Here is a 17,906-nt window from a genome sequence, read left to right on the forward strand (position 1 = left end):
CCCGGCAAGATCAGCGCGAATTAAACGTTATCCTATTTATGAGGGAACTTCCCGCCGAAAAGACCAAGACCTGAATCATGACTTCAACTTTTCGACAAGAGTTTTCCCCAGTCGCGCCGGAGACGGGGAGACGAAGATGCCCGCCGCCTCCATGGCTGCGGTCTTGGATGCGGCGTCGCCCTTGCCGCCGGAAATGATCGCACCGGCATGGCCCATGCGGCGGCCGGGAGGCGCGGTGACACCGGCGATAAAGCCTACCACGGGCTTCTTGCGGCCGCGTTTGGCCTCATCGATCAGGAACTGGGCGGCATCTTCCTCGGCCGAGCCCCCGATCTCGCCGATCATCACGATCGAAGTGGTCTTGGGATCGGCCAGGAACATTTCCAGCACGTCGATGAACTCGGTGCCTTTGACCGGGTCGCCGCCGATGCCGACCGCCGTCGTCTGGCCGAGGCCTTCCTGACTGGTCTGGAATACCGCCTCGTAGGTCAGCGTGCCCGAGCGGGAGACGATCCCGACATGGCCCGGCTTGAAAATGTTCGCGGGCATGATGCCGATTTTGCACTCGCCAGCCGTCACAACGCCCGGGCAATTCGGCCCGATGAGCCGGGACTTCGATCCCGATAGCGAACGTCTGACACGCACCATGTCCAGCACCGGAATGCCCTCGGTGATGCAGACGATCAGCGGGATTTCGCTGTCGATCGCCTCGCAGATCGCGTCTGCGGCACCGGCCGGCGGCACGTAGATCACGCTGGCGTCGGCGCCGGTCGCCTCGCGCGCTTCCCGGACGGTGTCGAACACAGGCAGGCCGAGATGGGTTTGCCCGCCTTTGCCCGGCGAGGTGCCGCCGACCATTTTTGTGCCGTAGGCGATCGCGGCTTCGGAGTGAAACGTGCCGTTCTTGCCGGTGAAGCCCTGGCAGATGACCCGGGTGTTCTTGTCGATCAGAACGGACATTTACGCGACCCCTTTCACGGCCTTGACGATCTTCTGGGCGGCATCGTCGAGATCGTCGGCGGGCAGAACGTTGAGGCCGGACTCGCGGATGATGGTCTTGCCGGCGTCGACGTTGGTGCCTTCGAGGCGAACCACTAGCGGGACGTTGAGGCCGACCTGCTTCACCGCGGCGACAACACCATCGGCGATGACGTCGCATTTCATGATGCCGCCGAAGATATTGACCAGGATGCCCTTCACGTTCGGATCTGCGGTGATGATCTTGAAGGCGGCTGCGACCTTGTCCTTGGAGGCGCCGCCGCCAACGTCGAGAAAGTTTGCGGGCGACATGCCGTAGAGTTTAATGATGTCCATGGTCGCCATCGCAAGGCCCGCGCCATTGACCATGCAGCCGATCTGGCCGTCGAGCGCGACGTAGCTCAGATCGAACCTCGACGCCTCGATTTCCTTGGCGTCTTCCTCGCTCTCGTCGCGCAGCGCCACCACATCGGAATGGCGGTAAAGCGCGTTGCTATCGAACGATACCTTGGCATCGAGCACGCGCAGTTCGCCTTGCCTCGTGACGACGAGCGGATTGATCTCCAGCATCGCCATGTCTTTGGCGATGAAGGCATTATAAAGCTGCGCCACCAGCTTCTCCGCCTGCTTGCCGAGATCGCCGCGCAGTCCCAGCGCCTTGGCGACGGTACGGCCGTGATGGCCCATCACCCCTGTGACGGGATCAACCGAGAAGGTCACGATTTTCTCAGGGGTTTTGTGTGCGACGTCCTCGATGTTCACTCCACCTTCGGTGGAGACCACGAACGAAATTCTGGACGTTTCGCGGTCGACCAGTGCCGAGAGATAGAACTCCTTGTCGATGTCGAAGCCTTCCTCAATGTAAAGACGGTTGACCCGCTTGCCGACAGGACCGGTCTGCACAGTCACCAGCGTCGCGCCGAGCATCTGGCCAGCAAACTGCTTCACCTCGTCGATCGATTTGGCGAGACGGACGCCACCTTTGTCGCCGGCGGAGGCTTCCTTGAACTTGCCCTTGCCGCGGCCGCCCGCGTGAATCTGGCTTTTGACCACCCAAACCGGACCATCAAGCGCTTTAGCCGCCGCCTCCGCTTCCGATGCCTTCAGCACCGCAACCCCTCGCGAGACCGGCACTCCGAACTCCCGCAGCAACGCCTTGGCCTGATATTCGTGGATGTTCATCTGGATGGTCTCCGACCCGCGGCAAAAACAACTTTGGCAAGGACAATTTTGGCAGGGACAATTTCGACCATTTCCGCCGGCCAAGATATATCCGTCCAAGATATACCCGCCGGAGGGTCGGGCAGTCACCTCGAGATGGCCTTGCCAGCAGTGGGTTGCCGTATCTGAATTTCGCAATACCGGCCGCACGCGTATCCGTTCCGAACGATACCGAATGGCAGTGGCCGATCAGCCGTCAAGCAGATCGGGCGCGATCTTCTTGCAGGCATCGACGAGTCCCCGAACCGCAGCTACCGATTTATCGAAGGCTTCCTGGTCCTTGCCCGACAGTTCAATCTCGACAATGCGCTCGACGCCCTTGGCGCCGATCACCACGGGTACTCCGACATACATGTCATCCACGCCGAATTCGCCGTTGAGATAGGCGGCGCAAGGCAGCACACGTTTCTTGTCGCGCAGGAAACTTTCCGCCATCGCGATTGCGGAGGCGGCTGGGGCATAGAACGCCGAGCCGGTCTTGAGCAGATTGACGATCTCGGCGCCGCCGTTGCGGGTGCGATCCACGATCTCATCAATACGGGCCTGCGAGGTCCAACCCATTTTGACGAGGTCCGGCAGCGGAATGCCCGCTACTGTCGAGTACTTCACCAGTGGCACCATGCTGTCGCCGTGACCGCCGAGCACGAAGGCTGTCACGTCTTCGACCGAGACGTCGAATTCGTCTGCGAGAAAATAGCGGAAGCGTGAGGAGTCCAGCACGCCGGCCATGCCGACCACCTTCTTCGCGGGCAGGTTAGATGCCTTCTGAAGTGCCCACACCATGGCGTCGAGCGGATTGGTGATGCAGATGACGAAGGCATCGGGCGCGTATTTCTTGATGCCGGCGCCGACCTGCTCCATCACCTTGAGATTGATACCGAGCAGATCGTCGCGGCTCATGCCCGGCTTGCGCGGGACACCGGCGGTGACGATGCAGACGCTGGCGCCTTCGAGCGCTTCATAGGAATTGGTGCCGGTCAGCTTGGCGTCGAAGCCGTCCACCGGGGAGGATTGGGCGATATCGAGCGATTTGCCCTGCGGAACGCCCTCCGCGATATCGAACATCACGACATCGCCAAGTTCTTTCAGTCCGATGAGATGAGCGAGCGTCCCTCCGATCTGACCAGAGCCGATCAAGCCAATCTTGTCGCGCGCCATGGAAGTATTGTCCTTTGATGACAAAGAGCAGGGAAGGGAGAATTCCGACAGGATCGTGGTTAGACCTTTCGTGGGACCTGTTCAAGCGTTGCAAGGTGCAACGTCAAGTCTCCACCAGGCCGGTGGCTGTTCCGCTGGCGAGGGAATCGCTGCGACCATGGGCCCTCGCCAGATAGGAGTCCGAGTTCATCTCGATCAGACGCGAGGAGGTGCGTTTGAATTCATTCGCCTCGAAGCCGTCGTTGGCGCGATAGAGCGAAAGCGGATCGCTATCGCTCGACGCCATCAGTTTCACGCCGTTGTCATACAGCGCGTCGATTAGGGCGATGAACCGCTTGGCGGCGTTGCGGTCGTCATAGTCCATCACCGGGATGTGGTCGATCATAAGAGTGTGATAGTCGCGCGCGAGCCGTAGATAGTCGGACGCCGCAAGTGGCTGCTCGCAGAGATCGGCAAACGAAAACCGGGCCACGCCGTGGGCCGAGCATGGCACGTGCAGAAGGCGGCCCTTGACCGCGATGTCACGCGGCTCGCAGGGCGCACCGCCGGTCATGAGCGTCCAGGCTCTGTCGAGCGCCGCCTCAGCCTCGGTGTCGGCGGGTGTCAGCCACATCTTGACGCTGGCGAGCTTCTCCATGCGGAAATCAGTGCGGGCGTCGAGACGCAGAACGTCCATACGCTCCTCGATCTGCGCAATGAACGGCAGGAACAGCACGCGATTGAGACCCCCTTCGTAGAGGTTCTCAGGAGGGACGTTTGATGTCGCCACCACGACGGTGCCGAGTTCGAACAGCTGTGTGAACAGGCGGCCCAGGATCATGGCATCGGCGATATCGGTGACGTGAAATTCGTCGAAGCACAAAAGCCACGCCTGCTCGAAAATAGATGTCGCGGTGAGCTGAACGGCGTCGGCGTCGGCCAACTCGCCCCGAGCGATGCTTTGGCGAAAGGCAAAGATGCGCTCGTGCACGTCTGTCATGAACTCATGAAAATGGACTCGGCGTTTGTGGGCGACCCGGCTCTCCTGGAAGAACAGGTCCATCAGCATGGTTTTGCCGCGTCCGACGTCACCATGGATATAAAGTCCCTTCGGCGGAGGTTCGTCGTCGGAATGGAACAATTTGTCGAGGAAGCCCGACTTGCCCGCGGGTTTGTAGGTCATGAGCCGCTCGTCCAGCTCGGCAAGAGCTTCCACTGCGCGCGCCTGTGCGGCGTCCGCCTCGATCGCGCCTGATGTGACGAGGGCCTGATAGTGATTCCGGAACGATGCGGGTGATGCCGAAAGCATCGGTCGGTTTTCGACTCCTGAGGGACGGAAATGCAAGTCGTGAAATTTGGTGAAAGTCTTGTGATCGGCGGTCACGCACTGAGCGCGTAGGAGTCCTCGACAACATAAGGGCCGCCGCCGACCGAGGCACGCGAGGAGAACAGCACGAAGCGCTCGGCGGTGAATACCTTGGACGGAAAATAGCCGCGCACCGACAGATAGTTCGCGACGTCGTGGTTGGATGCGTCGCGCAAGCGGGCCAGCGTGACGTGGGGCGTGAACTTGCGGCCCTCGGGATCCAGCCCGCAGCGCCGCATCAGCCGTTCAAGTTCGGCTTGCAATTCGACCAGCGGCGCGCTCGGTTCCACCGAGGCGACGACGGCACGCGGTTTTTTGCCGCCGAAACTCGACAGTCCCCGCAGCGTCACGTCGAACGGTTTGCGGTTGATCCGGGGCAGCACCGACGCGATCTCGTTGGCGGAGGCGCCGTTGATATCGCCGATGAAGCGGAGCGTGAGGTGGTAGTTTTCGGGATCGATCCAGCGGGCGCCCGGCAGACCGCCGCGCAAATCGGACAGCGTGCGGCCGATATCGGGCGGTATTTCCAGCCCGGTGAACAAACGCGGCATCGCAAGACCCTCGATGCAAGTCCGAAATCAATCTGGTGACGAATCACCAGTAGCTGTTTTTACCGTAGTTCTGTGACCGTGCGAAGCAGCGCGGCTCTATGGTGAGTAATTCCTTACGAGAGCGGGGCGCTCACTTGGTTATCAGCCTTTCTGCTCACGGATAACGCGGACAAAGGCCTCAACCGTGGGCAGGATATGTTCGACGATAATTGCCACGCCCGCGGCGGTCGGGTGCATGCCGTCGGCCTGATTGAGATTTGTGTTCGCCGCGACTTTGTCGAGGAAGAACGGATAAAGCGGCACGTCGTATTTCTTGGCGAGATCTGGAAATATCGCATTGAATTGCGCGGCGTACTCGGCGCCGTAATTCGGCGGCGCGACCATGCCGCATAGCAGGACCGCGATATGGCGCGCCTTGAGGCGCTTCAGGATGTCCTCCAGTGCGGCCCGCGTCACTTTGGGATCGATGCCGCGCAGGGCATCGTTTGCGCCGAGTTCAAGGATCACGCCCTGCGTGCCGGCAGGCACCGACCAGTCGAGCCGGTCGAGACCGCCGGATGCGGTATCGCCGGAGACGCCGGCATTGCCGATCGTGACGTTCAGGCCCTTGTCTTTCAACGATTTTTCCAATTGTGCTGGAAAAGCGGCGGCGGCCGGAAGTCCGAGGCCGGCGCTTAGGGAGTCGCCGAGCACTACGATCTTGGCGGGGCCATCGGCCGTTTCATCGGCCGCCTGTGCCGGCACTGCCATGGCGATGCCAGCGCTAAGCAGAATCCACGCAAAGGTACGCATCAACCTCTCGACCGCCGTAAAAGAAATGCCATATGAGCCAGCATGGCGGTTTAGCAGGTCTCTCCCACTTTGCTGCGAGTCTTCTGGAGACCTTCTGAACCAAACCACTTTGGAATAATAAGTTTCTAGTGTCCTTCTGCATCCGAAGTTCGCTCGGAACGGTCCGGCGGGGCAGGCGAACTTTGGATTCAGGACACTAGGTATGGACAGTCTCATCGAACCCTCGTTACCGGCCAGTCATTCCCAAAATCTCAGGCCGGACGCCATCACCATTTCCAATGTTAATCTCACACTCGGCAGCGGCGCCGCGCGTGTCCATATTCTGAAAGACATCAGTCTCCGCATTGGCCGTGCCGAAGCGATCGGTTTGATTGGGCCGTCCGGGTCGGGAAAATCCACCCTGCTCATGGTCATGGCGGGGCTGGAGCGTCCCGACCGCGGAGAGGTGGTTGTCGATGGCACTCATTTCAATGCTCTCGACGAAGACGGTCTGGCGCGATTTCGCGGACGTCACGTCGGCATCGTGTTTCAGTCCTTTCATCTGATCCCCACCATGACGGCGCTGGAGAATGTCGCCGTGCCGCTCGAACTCGCTGGCACGCAGAACGCATCGGCGCGCGCAGCGAGCGAGCTGGAAGCGGTCGGTCTCGGCGCGCGGCTGCATCATTACCCAACGCAGCTCTCGGGCGGTGAGCAGCAACGCGTGGCGCTGGCACGGGCGTTCGCGCCTGATCCGGCGATTCTCGTCGCCGACGAGCCGACCGGCAATCTGGATGAGGTGACCGGCCAGCAGATCGTCGATCTCCTGTTCGCCAAGCATGCCGAGCGCGGTATGACGCTGGTGCTGGTGACTCATGATACCGCACTCGCGCAACGCTGCGACCGCGTGGTGAAGCTTCGCTCGGGACGTATCGACGAGGCAGGTCGATGATTCATCAGCCATCATTGGGGATGTGCGGTAGGCTAGAAACACGTCATCGGTGCGCCCGGTCCGTGTTCATGGACTCCAGAACCGCGCGCTTCTTTCGCATTCGTGGATGCACAATGGCGCTTCGCGCATGACGACAAACAGAACCCGCGGGCTGCTTCTTCCACTGCGTTTGGCGTTGCGCGAACTGCGCAGCGGGCTGCGCGGCTTCTATGTCTTCATCGCCTGCATCGCGCTCGGCGTCATGACGATTGCCGGTGTCGGCTCCGTGGCGTCCAGTCTGTCGGATGGGTTGGCGCGCGAGGGCCGCACGCTGCTTGGCGGCGATGTTTCGTTTTCGTTGATCCAGCGCGAGGCGAAGCCGGACGAGATCGCCTTCCTGCGTGCGCGAGGAACGGTCTCGGTGGCGGCGACGCTGCGCGCGATGGCGCGCGCGACGGACGGCAGGTTGGCGCTGATCGAACTGAAGGCGGTCGATCGGGCCTATCCCATGCTCGGCGCGCTGGCGCTGGAGCCGGACATCCGGATATCCGATCTGTTCGCCGAACGTGAGGGGGTATTCGGCGCGGCCGTCGACCAGGCTCTCCTGGCGCGACTGGATCTTAAGATCGGCGATCGTCTCACGGTCGGCAGCGCCACCTTCGAGATCCGCAGCGCGGTTGACGCCGAGCCCGACAAACTAGCTGGCGGTCTCGGGCTCGGACCGCGCTTCCTGGTCAGCATCGATGGCTTGCGCGCCGCGGCATTGCTTCAGCCCGGCAGTTTGGTGCGCTGGATTTACCGGGTCCGGCTTGCGGGCAATAGTGCGGATGATAGGGCGGCGACGGCACTGGCCGATGCCGCGCGGGCGGCGCTGCCGGAGGCTGGCTGGGACATCCGCAGCCGCAACAATGCCTCGCCGCAACTTGAGCGGAGCATCTTGCGGTTTACGCAGTATCTGACCCTGGTCGGGCTTGCCGCCTTGCTGGTGGGGGGCGTCGGCGTCGGCAATGCCGTCAAGAGCCACATCGACCGGCGACGCGACATCATTGCGACGTTCAAGGCAGTGGGCGCGACCGGACGCGACGTGTTTGCGATCTATCTAACTCAAATCATGGTGCTGGCCGCTCTCGGCTCACTTGCCGGTCTTGTGATCGGTGCGACGCTGCCTTTTATCGTTGTCGGCGCCTTCGGCGATCTGCTCCCGCTGCCGGTCGTTCCGGCGTTGCACCCCGATGAATTGGCGCTGTCGGCGGTATATGGCCTGTTGACGGCGTTGGCGTTCGGCATGTGGCCGCTAGCACGGGTTCATGACATTCCGGTCGCGGCCTTGTTTCGCGACACCATTGCTCACGAAGTCCTTCGGCCGAAGACCCGCTACCTTGTCTTGATGCTGCTTCTGATCGCAACGTTGGCCGGGATCGCTATTGGTCTAGCCTACGACAAGCGTGTGGCTCTGGTGTTCGTGGCGGCGTCGGCGATCGTGTTTGTGTTGTTGCGCGGCATCGCCTCCGGGTTGATGGCGCTGGCGCGGCGGCTGCCGCGATCCCGGATCACCATGCTGCGGCTTGCGGTTTCAAACATCCATCGTCCGGGAACGCTGACGCCGTCCGTGGTGCTTTCGCTCGGCCTTGGTCTCGCCGTTCTGGTCACGATCACCCAGATCGACGGTAATCTGCGGCGGCAGTTCTTGGCGTCGTTGCCGGAGCGTGCCCCTTCATTGTACTTCATCGATATCCCGTCGTCGGTATCGGACCGGTTCGACGATTTTCTCAAACGGCTGACTCCGCAGGCGATCGTGGAGGACGTGCCGATGCTGCGCGGGCGCATCGTCGCGGCGCGCGGCGTCAAAGCGGAAGACCTGAAACCCTCCCGCGATGCCCAATGGGTGCTGCATAGTGATCGCGGCCTGACCTACACTGGCGACGTGCCAAAGGGATCGAAGGTCGTAGAGGGCGAGTGGTGGGGACCGGATTATGACGGGCCGCCGCTGGTGTCGTTTGAGAAGAAGCTCGCCGACGGGCTCGGGCTCAAGATCGGCGACACCGTTGTTGTGAATGTGCTCGGTCGCGACATCACGGCTACCATCAGCAACATGCGCAGCGTTGACTGGCAGAGCCTTGGCATCAATTTCGTATTGGTGTTCTCGCCCCATGCTTTTCGCGGCGCGCCGCATACCCATATCGCGACCCTGACCGAGATGCATCACGGCGCTGCGGAAGATGCCGCGATCATCAAGGCTGTGGCCGACGCGTTCCCGATGGTGACGAGCGTGCGGGTTCGCGAGGCCCTCGAAACCATCGGGGCGGTCGTCACCAACCTGGTCATGGCGATCCGTGGCGCCAGCGCCGTCACTCTGGTCTCGGCGATCCTCGTCCTTGGCGGTGCGCTGGCGGCCGGCCATCGCCACCGCGTCTATGACGCGGTGATTCTGAAAACCCTCGGCGCCACGAGGTCGCGGCTGCTTGGCGCCTACACGCTCGAATACCTCATGATCGGTGCTGCCACCGCGGTGTTCGGCATGGCGGCTGGTTCGCTTGCCGCGTGGCTGATCGTGACGCGGTTGATGACGCTCGGTTTCGAATGGCAGGCCGGCAGTGCGGCTATCGTGGTCGGTGCCGCACTGATTGTCACAGTCGCGTTAGGACTGGCCGGCACGCTGATGGCACTCAATCAGAAGCCGGCCTCGGTATTGAGGAATTTATAACAAGATGTAGCGAGTTTCATGGCGATCTCCTACCGGGAGCAGGGTGGTCGGGTTCCTTGCGAGTTTTTGGCGCATCGCTCCCTAGGTGACGCCCCAAGCCTCTTTATCGGAGGGCGACATTCAGCCGCGCATGGAAGCTTGCGGCGAATGTGTTAGTTTCCCACATATGGGCTCGGTAGGACGCTGGTCCTGATGACCAAAAACCAATATCAGCAGGCCATGTATCCGAGACAGATTCGTACTGGTATCTTGCGATGCCAGCTAAACACGGGAATTCGACCATGTCGGACTTAGACCGCAACCATGCCACTCCGTTTGGCCGGACCGCCGGGCGCGTTGATACCGCGGCCGTCGATGCCGGTCTGCGGTCCTATATGCTCAAGATCTACAACTACATGTCGATCGGTCTCGCCATCACTGGCTTGGCCGCGCTGGGCGTCTACATGGCGGCCGTCACCAACGATCCATCGGGCGCAGCCGCCCAGATCGGCAAGGCTTACCTGACGCCGTTCGGCTACGCGATGTTTGTGAGCCCGTTGAAGTGGGTTTTCATCCTCGCGCCGCTGGCGATGGTTTTCGTCATCTCCTTTGGTATCAACCGGCTCAAGCCTGCGACCGCGCAGCTGTTGTTCTGGGCGTTCTCGGCGTTGATGGGCCTGTCGCTGTCGTCGGTCTTTCTGGTGTATACGCACACCTCGATCGTGCGGGTGTTCTTCATCACTGCGGCCTCGTTCGGTGCGCTGAGCTTGTTCGGCTACACCACCAAGCGTGACATGAGCGGCATGGGCTCATTCCTGCTCATGGGCCTGTTCGGCATCATCATCGCCAGTCTGGTGAATCTCGTCATCGCAAGCTCGGCGTTGCAGTTTGTGGTGTCTGTCGTTGGCGTGCTGGTGTTCGCGGGGCTGACCGCCTACGACACCCAGCGTCTGAAGAACGACTACATCTACGGCTATGCCTCACAGGGTGGTGAGATCGCGGAGCGCGCGGCGATAACCGGCGCGCTGTCGCTCTATCTGAACTTCATCAACCTTTTCACGCTGCTCCTGCAGTTGCTCGGACAGCGCGAGTAACCCACCGAGCGATCGGAGGATCGAAGCCCCGGCCAAGGCCGGGGCTTTTTCTTTGTGTTTAGGATATCTTCAGGCGCTGGACTCGAACGATATCCGCGTCCGCTTATATGCCCCTCATGCGCCCGCATGGCTGCGGGGTTGTATTAAGCCGATACTCAACTAAAATGTGTTTTGGGCAGTCAAGTCTATGGTTCAGGGTGCGTCGCATCCGCCCTCAAGGCACTATTTGTTGGTAACTTGGCTGCCCGCTAATAAGCCGATGAGCAAAACATTTTCAATTGACTTCCGTATCCCCGAATCGGCGCGTGATCTTGCCACTTATATTGGAATAAGCCCCAGCCTCTTTGAGGAAATGATTTCTTCAGAAGATAGAAAACAATTTTACTTCCACTACAAGATTCCAAAACGCGGCCGACATCGAACAGGTAAGTTTCGCGATGTGTGGGAAGCCATAGATCTGCGACTCACCGAAGCACATAAGTCAGTTGCGCGTCGGTTTGAGCTTTTCGCCCGCGTATCCGACTCGCGCTACCCGCATGAGGCGGCGTATGGATATGTCCGACATCGCGGAACGCGCAACAATGCAGAAATCCATTGTGGCGCGCCGCTGCTCTTGCGAGCGGATATCCGTAATTTCCTTCCCGTCAATTTCGATGAGCCGCCTTAAGAAGAGATTTCTCGAATTAAACATGCATCCAGCCGCGGCGGACGCATTGGCTAGATTTGTAACCATCAATGATCGTCTCGCGCTGGGATTGAATGCTAGTCCGATGCTGGCCAATCTCGTGTGCGTCGCTCTTGACATAAAGATTCAGAATCTGGCGCAGGCTTATGGTTGCAAATACACGCGTTACGCCGATGACATTACTATCTCGGGTAAGAGAAAGTTGCCTTCCCGGGTTGAACTTGAGAAAATTCTAGGAGAAGAGGACTTCGAGCTTAATGAAGAAAAATTTCGTATTACAAAAATAGGTCAGGCGCACTACGTCACTGGGCTCAGTATATCCGATACCAACGGTCCTCATGTGCCGCGTCGAATGAAACGGAGACTACGTCAAGAACTGTACTACAGCGAGAAATTCGGAGTCGGGGATCATCTATCGAAGATAGACGAAGAAATACAATCAGGCGTCAATCGGCTGGATGGAATGGTTCATTATGTGAGCCACATAGAGGATCGGATATCTCATCATTTAATATCCAGATGGAGCGAGCTTCAAGAAAGAGACAAAGTTGGCGTTAGTTACGATCCGCTATCACAGCGCCATCGTCGAAGTGTATTTTCGTCGATGAAGCCGAGATTGTATTTGAGAATAAGAGATTTCTTGCGTTGGGCTTGGCGTTCACGGAAAATGCTACGGCGCTTTTGACTTCGACCGTCGCTACGCTTCGTGATCACCAGATAGTTGATCCCTTTTATGCCGGCGACAAAGGCGCACTTGCGAAAAAGGGATTGCATTTCACGGATTCTCATCCTGATTTGCGGACTGCTTATATTAAAGTTCTCGCTAGTCTTCCCTATAGAGCCTTCGTAATTTACTGTGAATTAGCGAGCGATTCTAAATACCAAGAAACCTATATTTCTTTGCTCTCCACAATCTTGCCAAAACGGCTGATGTGGTACGATGGCGCAACTATCCGCTTCATTTTTGAAGAGAACTCAAAAATCAAGATGTCTTCCTTGGAGCAGGCTATCGACGGCGCCTATTATTCGCTTGAGAAAACAAACAACCGTAGGCCGGCTAAAAAGCCCGAGGTTGCGACCGGAAAGAAGCTTGAGCATCACTGTTTCGCAGTGCCGGATTATTTGCTGGCTGTTTTTTCACGGTATGCACAGATGAATGAAAATCCCAAGGAAAAAATCAGGCTACATCAGTTCGAGCGGCTTCGGGATAAGTATCGAACGATAATCGACGCAGACAATGGAGTGGAATATTCAAGGCGACGTCCATTTCAGCCTTGGATAGCTGCTAATAAGTGAACAGTTGTTATCGGCATGAATTTGCAGCGGCTCTGCCGCCCCGCGAGGCGGATCGGTTGGAGACGCTGGAGCGGATGCTGGTCTCCGAAGCTGCCGAATCAACCGGCGCTAGAGCATGACCCCGAAAAGAGGAAACCGGTTTTCGGATAAGATCACGTTCGATCAAAAAGCTAAGGTTAGAGTCTGATCCAACGCCGTTGAACCAGACTCTAACGGCCATTGACGGCAAAGCGGTGGTTCCCCATCTGCCTCACACTGATTATGTTGCGCGAATCCATGTCCCCGCGGGAGAGCCTCAATGCCGAACGACGACACCCGGAATTTGCGGGCCAGCCCCGACAGCCTGTCGCGTTTCCTGGGCGGCTCGCCGCTGGCGGTTGCGTTTCGTCTGATTTTGCTATCGACGCTGGTCGGCGTCATGCTCGCGGCGATCGGCTTCGATCCCTGGAATATCGTGCAAAGCATTCGCCTGCTGGTCGAACGCGTCTGGGACCTCGGCTTTGATGCGATCAATGGATTGTGGCGCTACTTCCTGCTGGGTGCCGTCATCGTGATCCCGATCTGGCTGCTGTCGCGCGTGTTCGGCGCGCCGCGCGGGCGTTAGAGCATGATCCCGAAAAGGGGGACACGATTTTCGGATAAGGTCATGCTCAATAAAAGAGCATGATTCCGAAAAGTTTTCGGCTCAGATCGTCTCGATCAAACGGCCGGTTAGTCTAGGCCGGCCAGTCTTCCGCCGTAATGTCCGCGGCGTCAGCGCCGATGACGTCCGATAGCGAGTCGCGCCCGGTCCGCAGCAACGTCGAGGTCAGATCGTTCTTGATGTCGTCGATCAGTCCGAGACCCTTGTAGACCAGGGATGAATAAAGCTGGATCAAGGTAGCGCCGGCGCGAATCTTGGTCAGTGCGGCGCCGCCTGAGTCGATGCCGCCGACGCCGACAAGCGGAAATGCGCCTTCCGCCCGCACATAAGTTTCCGCCACCATCCGGGTCGACAGCCGGAACAGCGGTCGCCCCGACAACCCGCCCTGTTCTTTCGCGCGCGATTGATCGCGCAGGGTCGAGGGCCGCGCCAAGGTGGTGTTGCCGACGATCATACCGTCGGCGCGGCGTGAGCGTGCGATGTGAACGACGTCGTCGAGCTCCGCCAGCGTCAGGTCGGGCGCGATCTTGAGCAGCACCGGCGTGTCGCCGGCATTCTGTCGGACACGCTCGCGGGCGTCGATCACCTTCGCCAGCAACTCGTCGAGCGCCGCCGCCTGTTGCAAGTTGCGCAGGCCGGGGGTGTTGGGCGACGACACGTTCACGGTGAAGTAGCTTGCCACCGGGGCAAAGATTTCGATCAGCCTGACATAGTCGGCGATGCGGTTGGCCGAGTCTTTGTTGGCGCCGATGTTAACTCCAACGATGCCGCCGGAATGCGCGCGGGCCGCGAGCCGGCGAAGCACGATGTGGGCGCCGTCGTTGTTGAATCCCATGCGGTTGATGACGCCCTCGTCGCGTTCAAGCCGGAAGACGCGGGGGCGCGGATTGCCGGGTTGCGCTCTCGGCGTCACCGAACCGATCTCCACGAAGCCGAATCCGAGCTTCAGCAGTGCGTCCGGAACCTCGGCGCTCTTGTCAAAGCCGGCGGCTAGGCCGATCGGGTTAGGAAAATTCAGGCCGAAGGCACGAACCGCGAGCTTTGGGTCGTCGGCGCGCTGGCGTATCGGCGGCAGGAGCCGCAATCCCTGTATCGCCATGCGATGCGCGTCTTCGGGATCGAACCAGCGCAGCAGCGGCAGCGAGAAGTTGTCGAAGGCGCGTATCACGGCGCGAGCTCCGGAATATCGTGATATCCGTCCGGTCGCGCGGGCATGTCCAACACTCTTGTGACATGGCGCAAATCGAGCTCGCCATAGAGATGCGGAAACGGTTCGCCGCCGCGCGAGATTTCCCAGCGCAGCGCATCGCCCAGTCCATCGGCATCGATCGCAATCAGGAGCAGATCGGTCTGGCCACTGAAGTGCTTGCGGGCCGTGCCTTCGAGCTGGGACGCGGTGGAAAAATGAATGAATCCATCACGGGAATCGTCGGCGCTGCCGCGATAAACGCCGTGCCGCTCGGCCTCCCGCCAGGCCGAAGCAGGACAGATTTTGTAGATCGTGCGCACGCGTGTCCTGAGCCCGTCGTTGCGCTCTCATGATACCGAAAAGCGCATAACCTTATTACCGCTCGCTTAAATTGTAGCGAAGCCTGCGTGACCGTATCGGTGGCTCGCTCGCACTTCAAGAGCCGCATTTTATCCCCGGCGCAATTGCAGGCTCGCGCCGGTTGAGGTAATAATTCCTAATCTTTGACAGAATTCACCGCCGCGGAAATCAGGACGCGCCACATGGTCATGCTGACACACGCCCAGATATGGACCGCGTTGGATCGTCTCGCTGAGCGCGCCGGCCTTTCGCCGTCTGGCCTTGCGAGAAAGGCAGGGCTCGACCCGACCACCTTCAACAAATCGAAACGCATCACCGGCGATGGGCGCGAGCGGTGGCCTTCAACCGAGTCGGTGGCCAAAGCGCTTGCCGCGACCGACACCGCGATCGACACCTTCGTGCAGTTCATTGAAGATTCGGCACGCGCCGCGCAGGCCGTGCCGTTGCTCGGTTTCGCCGAGGCCGGCGCCGGCGGCTATTTCGACGACGGCGGCTTTCCTGTCGGCAAGGGTTGGGACGAGGTGGGTCTTCCTTCCGTCCAAGACGAACACGCCTATGCGTTGGAGATTTCCGGCGACTCGATGAAGCCCGCTTATCGCGACGGTGATGTCATCGTGGTCTCGCCGGGGACCCCGATCCGGCGTGGCGACCGCGTGGTGGTGAAGACGAGGGACGGCGAGGTAATGGTGAAAGAACTCAAGCGCCGGACCGCGAAGATGATTGAATTGCAATCGCTCAATCCAAGCCACGCCAACCGCACGCTGCCCGCCTCTGACGTGGAATGGATCGCGCGAATCGTGTGGGCGAGCCAATGACCACTTCGTCCTCCCCGCAACCACGGGGAGGGGGCATGTTGCGGTTGTTACAGTTTAATCGACCTACGCTGCCGCGCCGTCCTTTTTGTTCTGACGATTCTTGACGAGATCGTCGACCACGGCAGGATCGGCAAGCGTCGTGGTGTCGCCGAGGCTGGACGGCTCATCCTCGGCAATCTTGCGCAGAATGCGGCGCATGATCTTGCCGGAACGGGTTTTCGGCAGGCCCGGCGCAAACTGGATCAGGTCGGGCGAAGCGATCGGGCCGATGTCCTTGCGCACCCAGGCGACCAGTTCCTTGCGCAGCGTCTCACTCGGCTCGACGCCCTTCATCAGGGTGACGTAAGCGTAGATGCCCTGGCCCTTGATGTTGTGGGGATAGCCGACCACGGCGGCCTCCGACACACTCTCATGCGCGACCAGCGAGCTTTCGACTTCCGCTGTGCCCATGCGATGGCCGGAGACGTTAATGACGTCATCGACGCGGCCGGTGATCCAGTAATAACCGTCGGCGTCGCGGCGGCAGCCATCGCCGGAGAAGTACTTGCCCTTGTAGGAGGAGAAGTAGGTCTGCTCGAAGCGGGCGTGATCGCCATACACCGTGCGCACCTGGGCCGGCCAGGATCTCGCGATGCACAGGTTGCCGGTGCACTCGCCTTCCAGAACTTTGCCGTCGGCATCGACGATCTCGGGGACGATTCCGAAGAACGGCTTGGTCGCGGAGCCGGGCTTCTGCGCGATTGCGCCCGGCAGGGCCGAGATCATGATGCCGCCGGTTTCGGTTTGCCACCAGGTATCAACCACCGGGCAGCGATTGTCGCCGACCACGCGGTGGTACCATTCCCAGGCTTCCGGATTGATCGGCTCTCCGACCGAGCCGAGCAGGCGCAGGGTTGCGCGCGAGGTTTTCTTCACCGGTTCGTCGCCCGCCTGCATCAAGGCGCGGATCGCGGTCGGGGCGGTGTAGAAGATGTTGACCTTGTGCTTGTCGATCACATTCCAGAACCGGGAAGTGTCCGGATAGTTCGGCACGCCCTCGAACATCATCGTGGTCGCGCCGTTCGCCAGCGGCCCGTAGAGAATGTAGCTGTGGCCGGTGACCCAGCCGACGTCGGCTGTGCACCAGTAGATGTCGCCGTCGTGATAATCGAACACATGCTGGTGCGTCATCGCCACGAAGATCAGATAGCCGGCGGTGGTGTGCAGCACGCCCTTGGGCTGCCCAGTCGATCCCGAGGTATAGAGAATGAACAGTGGATCTTCCGCGTTCATCGGTTCGCACGGGCATTCGCTTTCGACTACGGCAGCGGCTTCATGATACCAGACGTCGCGCGTTGGGTTCATGTTGACCTGGCCGCCGGTGCGTTTGACGACGATCACCCAGTCGACTTCGCCGTTGACCTTCTCGATCGCGGCATCGACGTTGGCCTTCATCGCGATGGTGCGACCGCCGCGCAGGCCCTCGTCGGAGGTGATGATGACGCGAGATTTGCAATCGCGCAGGCGGCCTGCGATTGAATCGGGCGAGAAGCCGCCGAACACCACCGAATGGATCGCGCCTATTCGCGCGCAGGCAAGGATCGCGTAGGCCGCTTCCGGAATCATCGGCAGGTAGATGGTGACGCGGTCGCCCTTCTTGACGTTGCGCAGCCGCAGGATATTGGCCATCTTGCAGACTTCGTCGTGCAGTTCGCGATAGGTGATATGCCGGGACTGCGAGGGATCGTCGCCTTCCCAGATGATCGCGGTCTGGTCGCCGCGTTTTTCCAGATGCCGGTCGATGCAGTTGTAGGCGGCGTTGAGCACGCCGTCCTCAAACCATTTGATCGAGACCTTGCCGAGTTCGAACGAGGTATTCTCGACCTTGGTGAACGGCTTGATCCAGTCCACGCGCTGCGCTGCCTCGGACCAGAATCCGTTCGGATCCTTGATCGAGCGCGCATACATCTCACGATATTTGACGTCGTCAATCCAGGCTCGCTGAGCCCAATCCGCGCTTACGTCATAAATCTTGTCGGACATGTTTTTGCTCCACCACAGGACCCGGGGCCGGAACCAGGCAGGTCCGTCTTCACCGTTGAGAAGATTATGCGTCGCGGCTTGGTACGGCGACAAGCCATCAGGTTGAATTCTCATTCAACTGTGTTGAGTCCAGAATCCAGCCTGGAGCACTCTGGCGTCACCCG

17 protein-coding genes are annotated in these 17,906 nt (G+C 60.0%); 8 read left to right on the forward strand and 9 right to left on the reverse strand.

The genetic code is table 11. The annotated features are described in order from the left end of the window. Positions 1-75: 75 nt before the first annotated feature. From sucD to ACZ5IL_RS02930, 6 genes are all read right to left on the reverse strand, one after another. Positions 76-960: a succinate--CoA ligase subunit alpha gene (gene sucD, locus ACZ5IL_RS02905; protein ID WP_464595066.1), complete on the reverse strand. Its 885-nt coding sequence runs from the start codon at positions 958-960 to the stop codon at positions 76-78. Then, the gene (gene sucC, locus ACZ5IL_RS02910; protein WP_464595068.1) at positions 961-2,160 is read right to left on the reverse strand and encodes an ADP-forming succinate--CoA ligase subunit beta; all 1,200 of its coding nucleotides are present in this window, start codon (positions 2,158-2,160) and stop codon (positions 961-963) included. 228 nt (positions 2,161-2,388) lie between these two features. Next, positions 2,389-3,357 carry a malate dehydrogenase gene (gene mdh / locus ACZ5IL_RS02915; RefSeq protein WP_464595070.1) on the reverse strand — a complete coding sequence of 323 codons (969 nt, stop codon included), beginning with the start codon at positions 3,355-3,357 and terminating at the stop codon, positions 2,389-2,391. Positions 3,358-3,460: 103 nt separating this feature from the next. Continuing rightward, positions 3,461-4,645, reverse strand: a complete 1,185-nt coding sequence (gene zapE, locus ACZ5IL_RS02920; RefSeq protein WP_464595072.1) for a cell division protein ZapE — start codon at positions 4,643-4,645, stop codon at positions 3,461-3,463. Between the two features lie 71 nt (positions 4,646-4,716). Beyond that, positions 4,717-5,253: an RNA 2',3'-cyclic phosphodiesterase gene (gene thpR, locus ACZ5IL_RS02925; RefSeq protein WP_464595074.1), complete on the reverse strand. Its 537-nt coding sequence runs from the start codon at positions 5,251-5,253 to the stop codon at positions 4,717-4,719. A 141-nt stretch (positions 5,254-5,394) separates the two neighbouring features. Continuing rightward, complete coding sequence (locus ACZ5IL_RS02930) at positions 5,395-6,045, reverse strand: arylesterase (RefSeq protein WP_464595076.1); 651 nt, start codon at positions 6,043-6,045, stop codon at positions 5,395-5,397. A 202-nt stretch (positions 6,046-6,247) separates the two neighbouring features. On the opposite strand from ACZ5IL_RS02930, the gene ACZ5IL_RS02935 reads away from it, so the two are divergent. The 7 genes from ACZ5IL_RS02935 (at position 6,248) to ACZ5IL_RS02965 (ending at position 13,317) form a co-directional block, all read left to right on the forward strand. Next, entirely contained in the window at positions 6,248-6,976 is a 729-nt protein-coding gene (locus tag ACZ5IL_RS02935) for an ABC transporter ATP-binding protein (protein WP_464595078.1), read from the forward strand. Between the two features lie 127 nt (positions 6,977-7,103). After that, a complete protein-coding gene (locus ACZ5IL_RS02940) occupies positions 7,104-9,659 on the forward strand; it encodes an ABC transporter permease (RefSeq protein ID WP_464595079.1) in 2,556 nt (851 codons plus the stop codon). Positions 9,660-9,940: 281 nt separating this feature from the next. Continuing rightward, entirely contained in the window at positions 9,941-10,732 is a 792-nt protein-coding gene (locus ACZ5IL_RS02945) for a Bax inhibitor-1/YccA family protein (protein WP_464595081.1), read from the forward strand. 259 nt (positions 10,733-10,991) lie between these two features. Next, a complete protein-coding gene (locus tag ACZ5IL_RS02950) occupies positions 10,992-11,399 on the forward strand; it encodes a hypothetical protein (RefSeq protein WP_464595083.1) in 408 nt (135 codons plus the stop codon). Beyond that, on the forward strand, positions 11,386-12,102 hold the full coding sequence (locus tag ACZ5IL_RS02955; protein WP_464595085.1) for an RNA-dependent RNA polymerase family protein: 717 nt from the start codon (positions 11,386-11,388) through the stop codon (positions 12,100-12,102). The genes ACZ5IL_RS02950 and ACZ5IL_RS02955 overlap by 14 nt, the downstream gene beginning before the upstream one ends. Then, positions 12,063-12,713, forward strand: coding sequence for a hypothetical protein (locus tag ACZ5IL_RS02960; RefSeq protein WP_464595087.1), 651 nt, complete (start codon positions 12,063-12,065; stop codon positions 12,711-12,713). The genes ACZ5IL_RS02955 and ACZ5IL_RS02960 overlap by 40 nt, the downstream gene beginning before the upstream one ends. Before the next feature lie 298 nt (positions 12,714-13,011). After that, positions 13,012-13,317, forward strand: coding sequence for a DUF6460 domain-containing protein (locus ACZ5IL_RS02965; protein ID WP_464595089.1), 306 nt, complete (start codon positions 13,012-13,014; stop codon positions 13,315-13,317). Positions 13,318-13,429: 112 nt separating this feature from the next. Here the strand turns inward: ACZ5IL_RS02965 and ACZ5IL_RS02970 are convergent, their stop codons facing one another. Together ACZ5IL_RS02970 and ACZ5IL_RS02975 are read right to left on the reverse strand one after the other, a co-directional pair. Further along, a complete protein-coding gene (locus tag ACZ5IL_RS02970) occupies positions 13,430-14,524 on the reverse strand; it encodes a quinone-dependent dihydroorotate dehydrogenase (RefSeq protein WP_464595091.1) in 1,095 nt (364 codons plus the stop codon). Continuing rightward, complete coding sequence (locus ACZ5IL_RS02975; RefSeq protein ID WP_464595092.1) at positions 14,521-14,865, reverse strand: DUF952 domain-containing protein; 345 nt, start codon at positions 14,863-14,865, stop codon at positions 14,521-14,523. The genes ACZ5IL_RS02970 and ACZ5IL_RS02975 overlap by 4 nt, the downstream gene beginning before the upstream one ends. Positions 14,866-15,093: 228 nt before the next feature. On the opposite strand from ACZ5IL_RS02975, the gene ACZ5IL_RS02980 reads away from it, so the two are divergent. Further along, positions 15,094-15,720, forward strand: coding sequence for a S24 family peptidase (locus tag ACZ5IL_RS02980; protein WP_079445623.1), 627 nt, complete (start codon positions 15,094-15,096; stop codon positions 15,718-15,720). Between the two features lie 63 nt (positions 15,721-15,783). Here ACZ5IL_RS02980 and acs read toward each other — a convergent pair whose 3' ends face one another. Next, positions 15,784-17,742 (reverse strand): acetate--CoA ligase, encoded by a 1,959-nt coding sequence (acs, locus tag ACZ5IL_RS02985; protein WP_464595093.1) that lies wholly within the window; start codon positions 17,740-17,742, stop codon positions 15,784-15,786. Positions 17,743-17,906: the final 164 nt, after the last annotated feature.

The organism is Nitrobacter sp. CN101, from assembly GCF_055390255.1.

Coding starts and splice junctions, on each gene's coding strand:
- sucD (WP_464595066.1), bottom strand. CDS start 960: ATGTCCGTTCTGATCGACAAGAACACCCGGGTCATCTGCCAGGGCTTC.
- thpR (WP_464595074.1), bottom strand. CDS start 5,253: ATGCCGCGTTTGTTCACCGGGCTGGAAATACCGCCCGATATCGGCCGC.
- ACZ5IL_RS02930 (WP_464595076.1), bottom strand. CDS start 6,045: ATGCGTACCTTTGCGTGGATTCTGCTTAGCGCTGGCATCGCCATGGCA.
- ACZ5IL_RS02945 (WP_464595081.1), top strand. CDS start 9,941: ATGTCGGACTTAGACCGCAACCATGCCACTCCGTTTGGCCGGACCGCC.
- zapE (WP_464595072.1), bottom strand. CDS start 4,645: ATGCTTTCGGCATCACCCGCATCGTTCCGGAATCACTATCAGGCCCTC.
- ACZ5IL_RS02955 (WP_464595085.1), top strand. CDS start 11,386: ATGAGCCGCCTTAAGAAGAGATTTCTCGAATTAAACATGCATCCAGCC.
- acs (WP_464595093.1), bottom strand. CDS start 17,742: ATGTCCGACAAGATTTATGACGTAAGCGCGGATTGGGCTCAGCGAGCC.
- ACZ5IL_RS02950 (WP_464595083.1), top strand. CDS start 10,992: ATGAGCAAAACATTTTCAATTGACTTCCGTATCCCCGAATCGGCGCGT.
- ACZ5IL_RS02935 (WP_464595078.1), top strand. CDS start 6,248: ATGGACAGTCTCATCGAACCCTCGTTACCGGCCAGTCATTCCCAAAAT.
- sucC (WP_464595068.1), bottom strand. CDS start 2,160: ATGAACATCCACGAATATCAGGCCAAGGCGTTGCTGCGGGAGTTCGGA.
- ACZ5IL_RS02940 (WP_464595079.1), top strand. CDS start 7,104: ATGACGACAAACAGAACCCGCGGGCTGCTTCTTCCACTGCGTTTGGCG.
- mdh (WP_464595070.1), bottom strand. CDS start 3,357: ATGGCGCGCGACAAGATTGGCTTGATCGGCTCTGGTCAGATCGGAGGG.
- ACZ5IL_RS02965 (WP_464595089.1), top strand. CDS start 13,012: ATGCCGAACGACGACACCCGGAATTTGCGGGCCAGCCCCGACAGCCTG.
- ACZ5IL_RS02980 (WP_079445623.1), top strand. CDS start 15,094: ATGCTGACACACGCCCAGATATGGACCGCGTTGGATCGTCTCGCTGAG.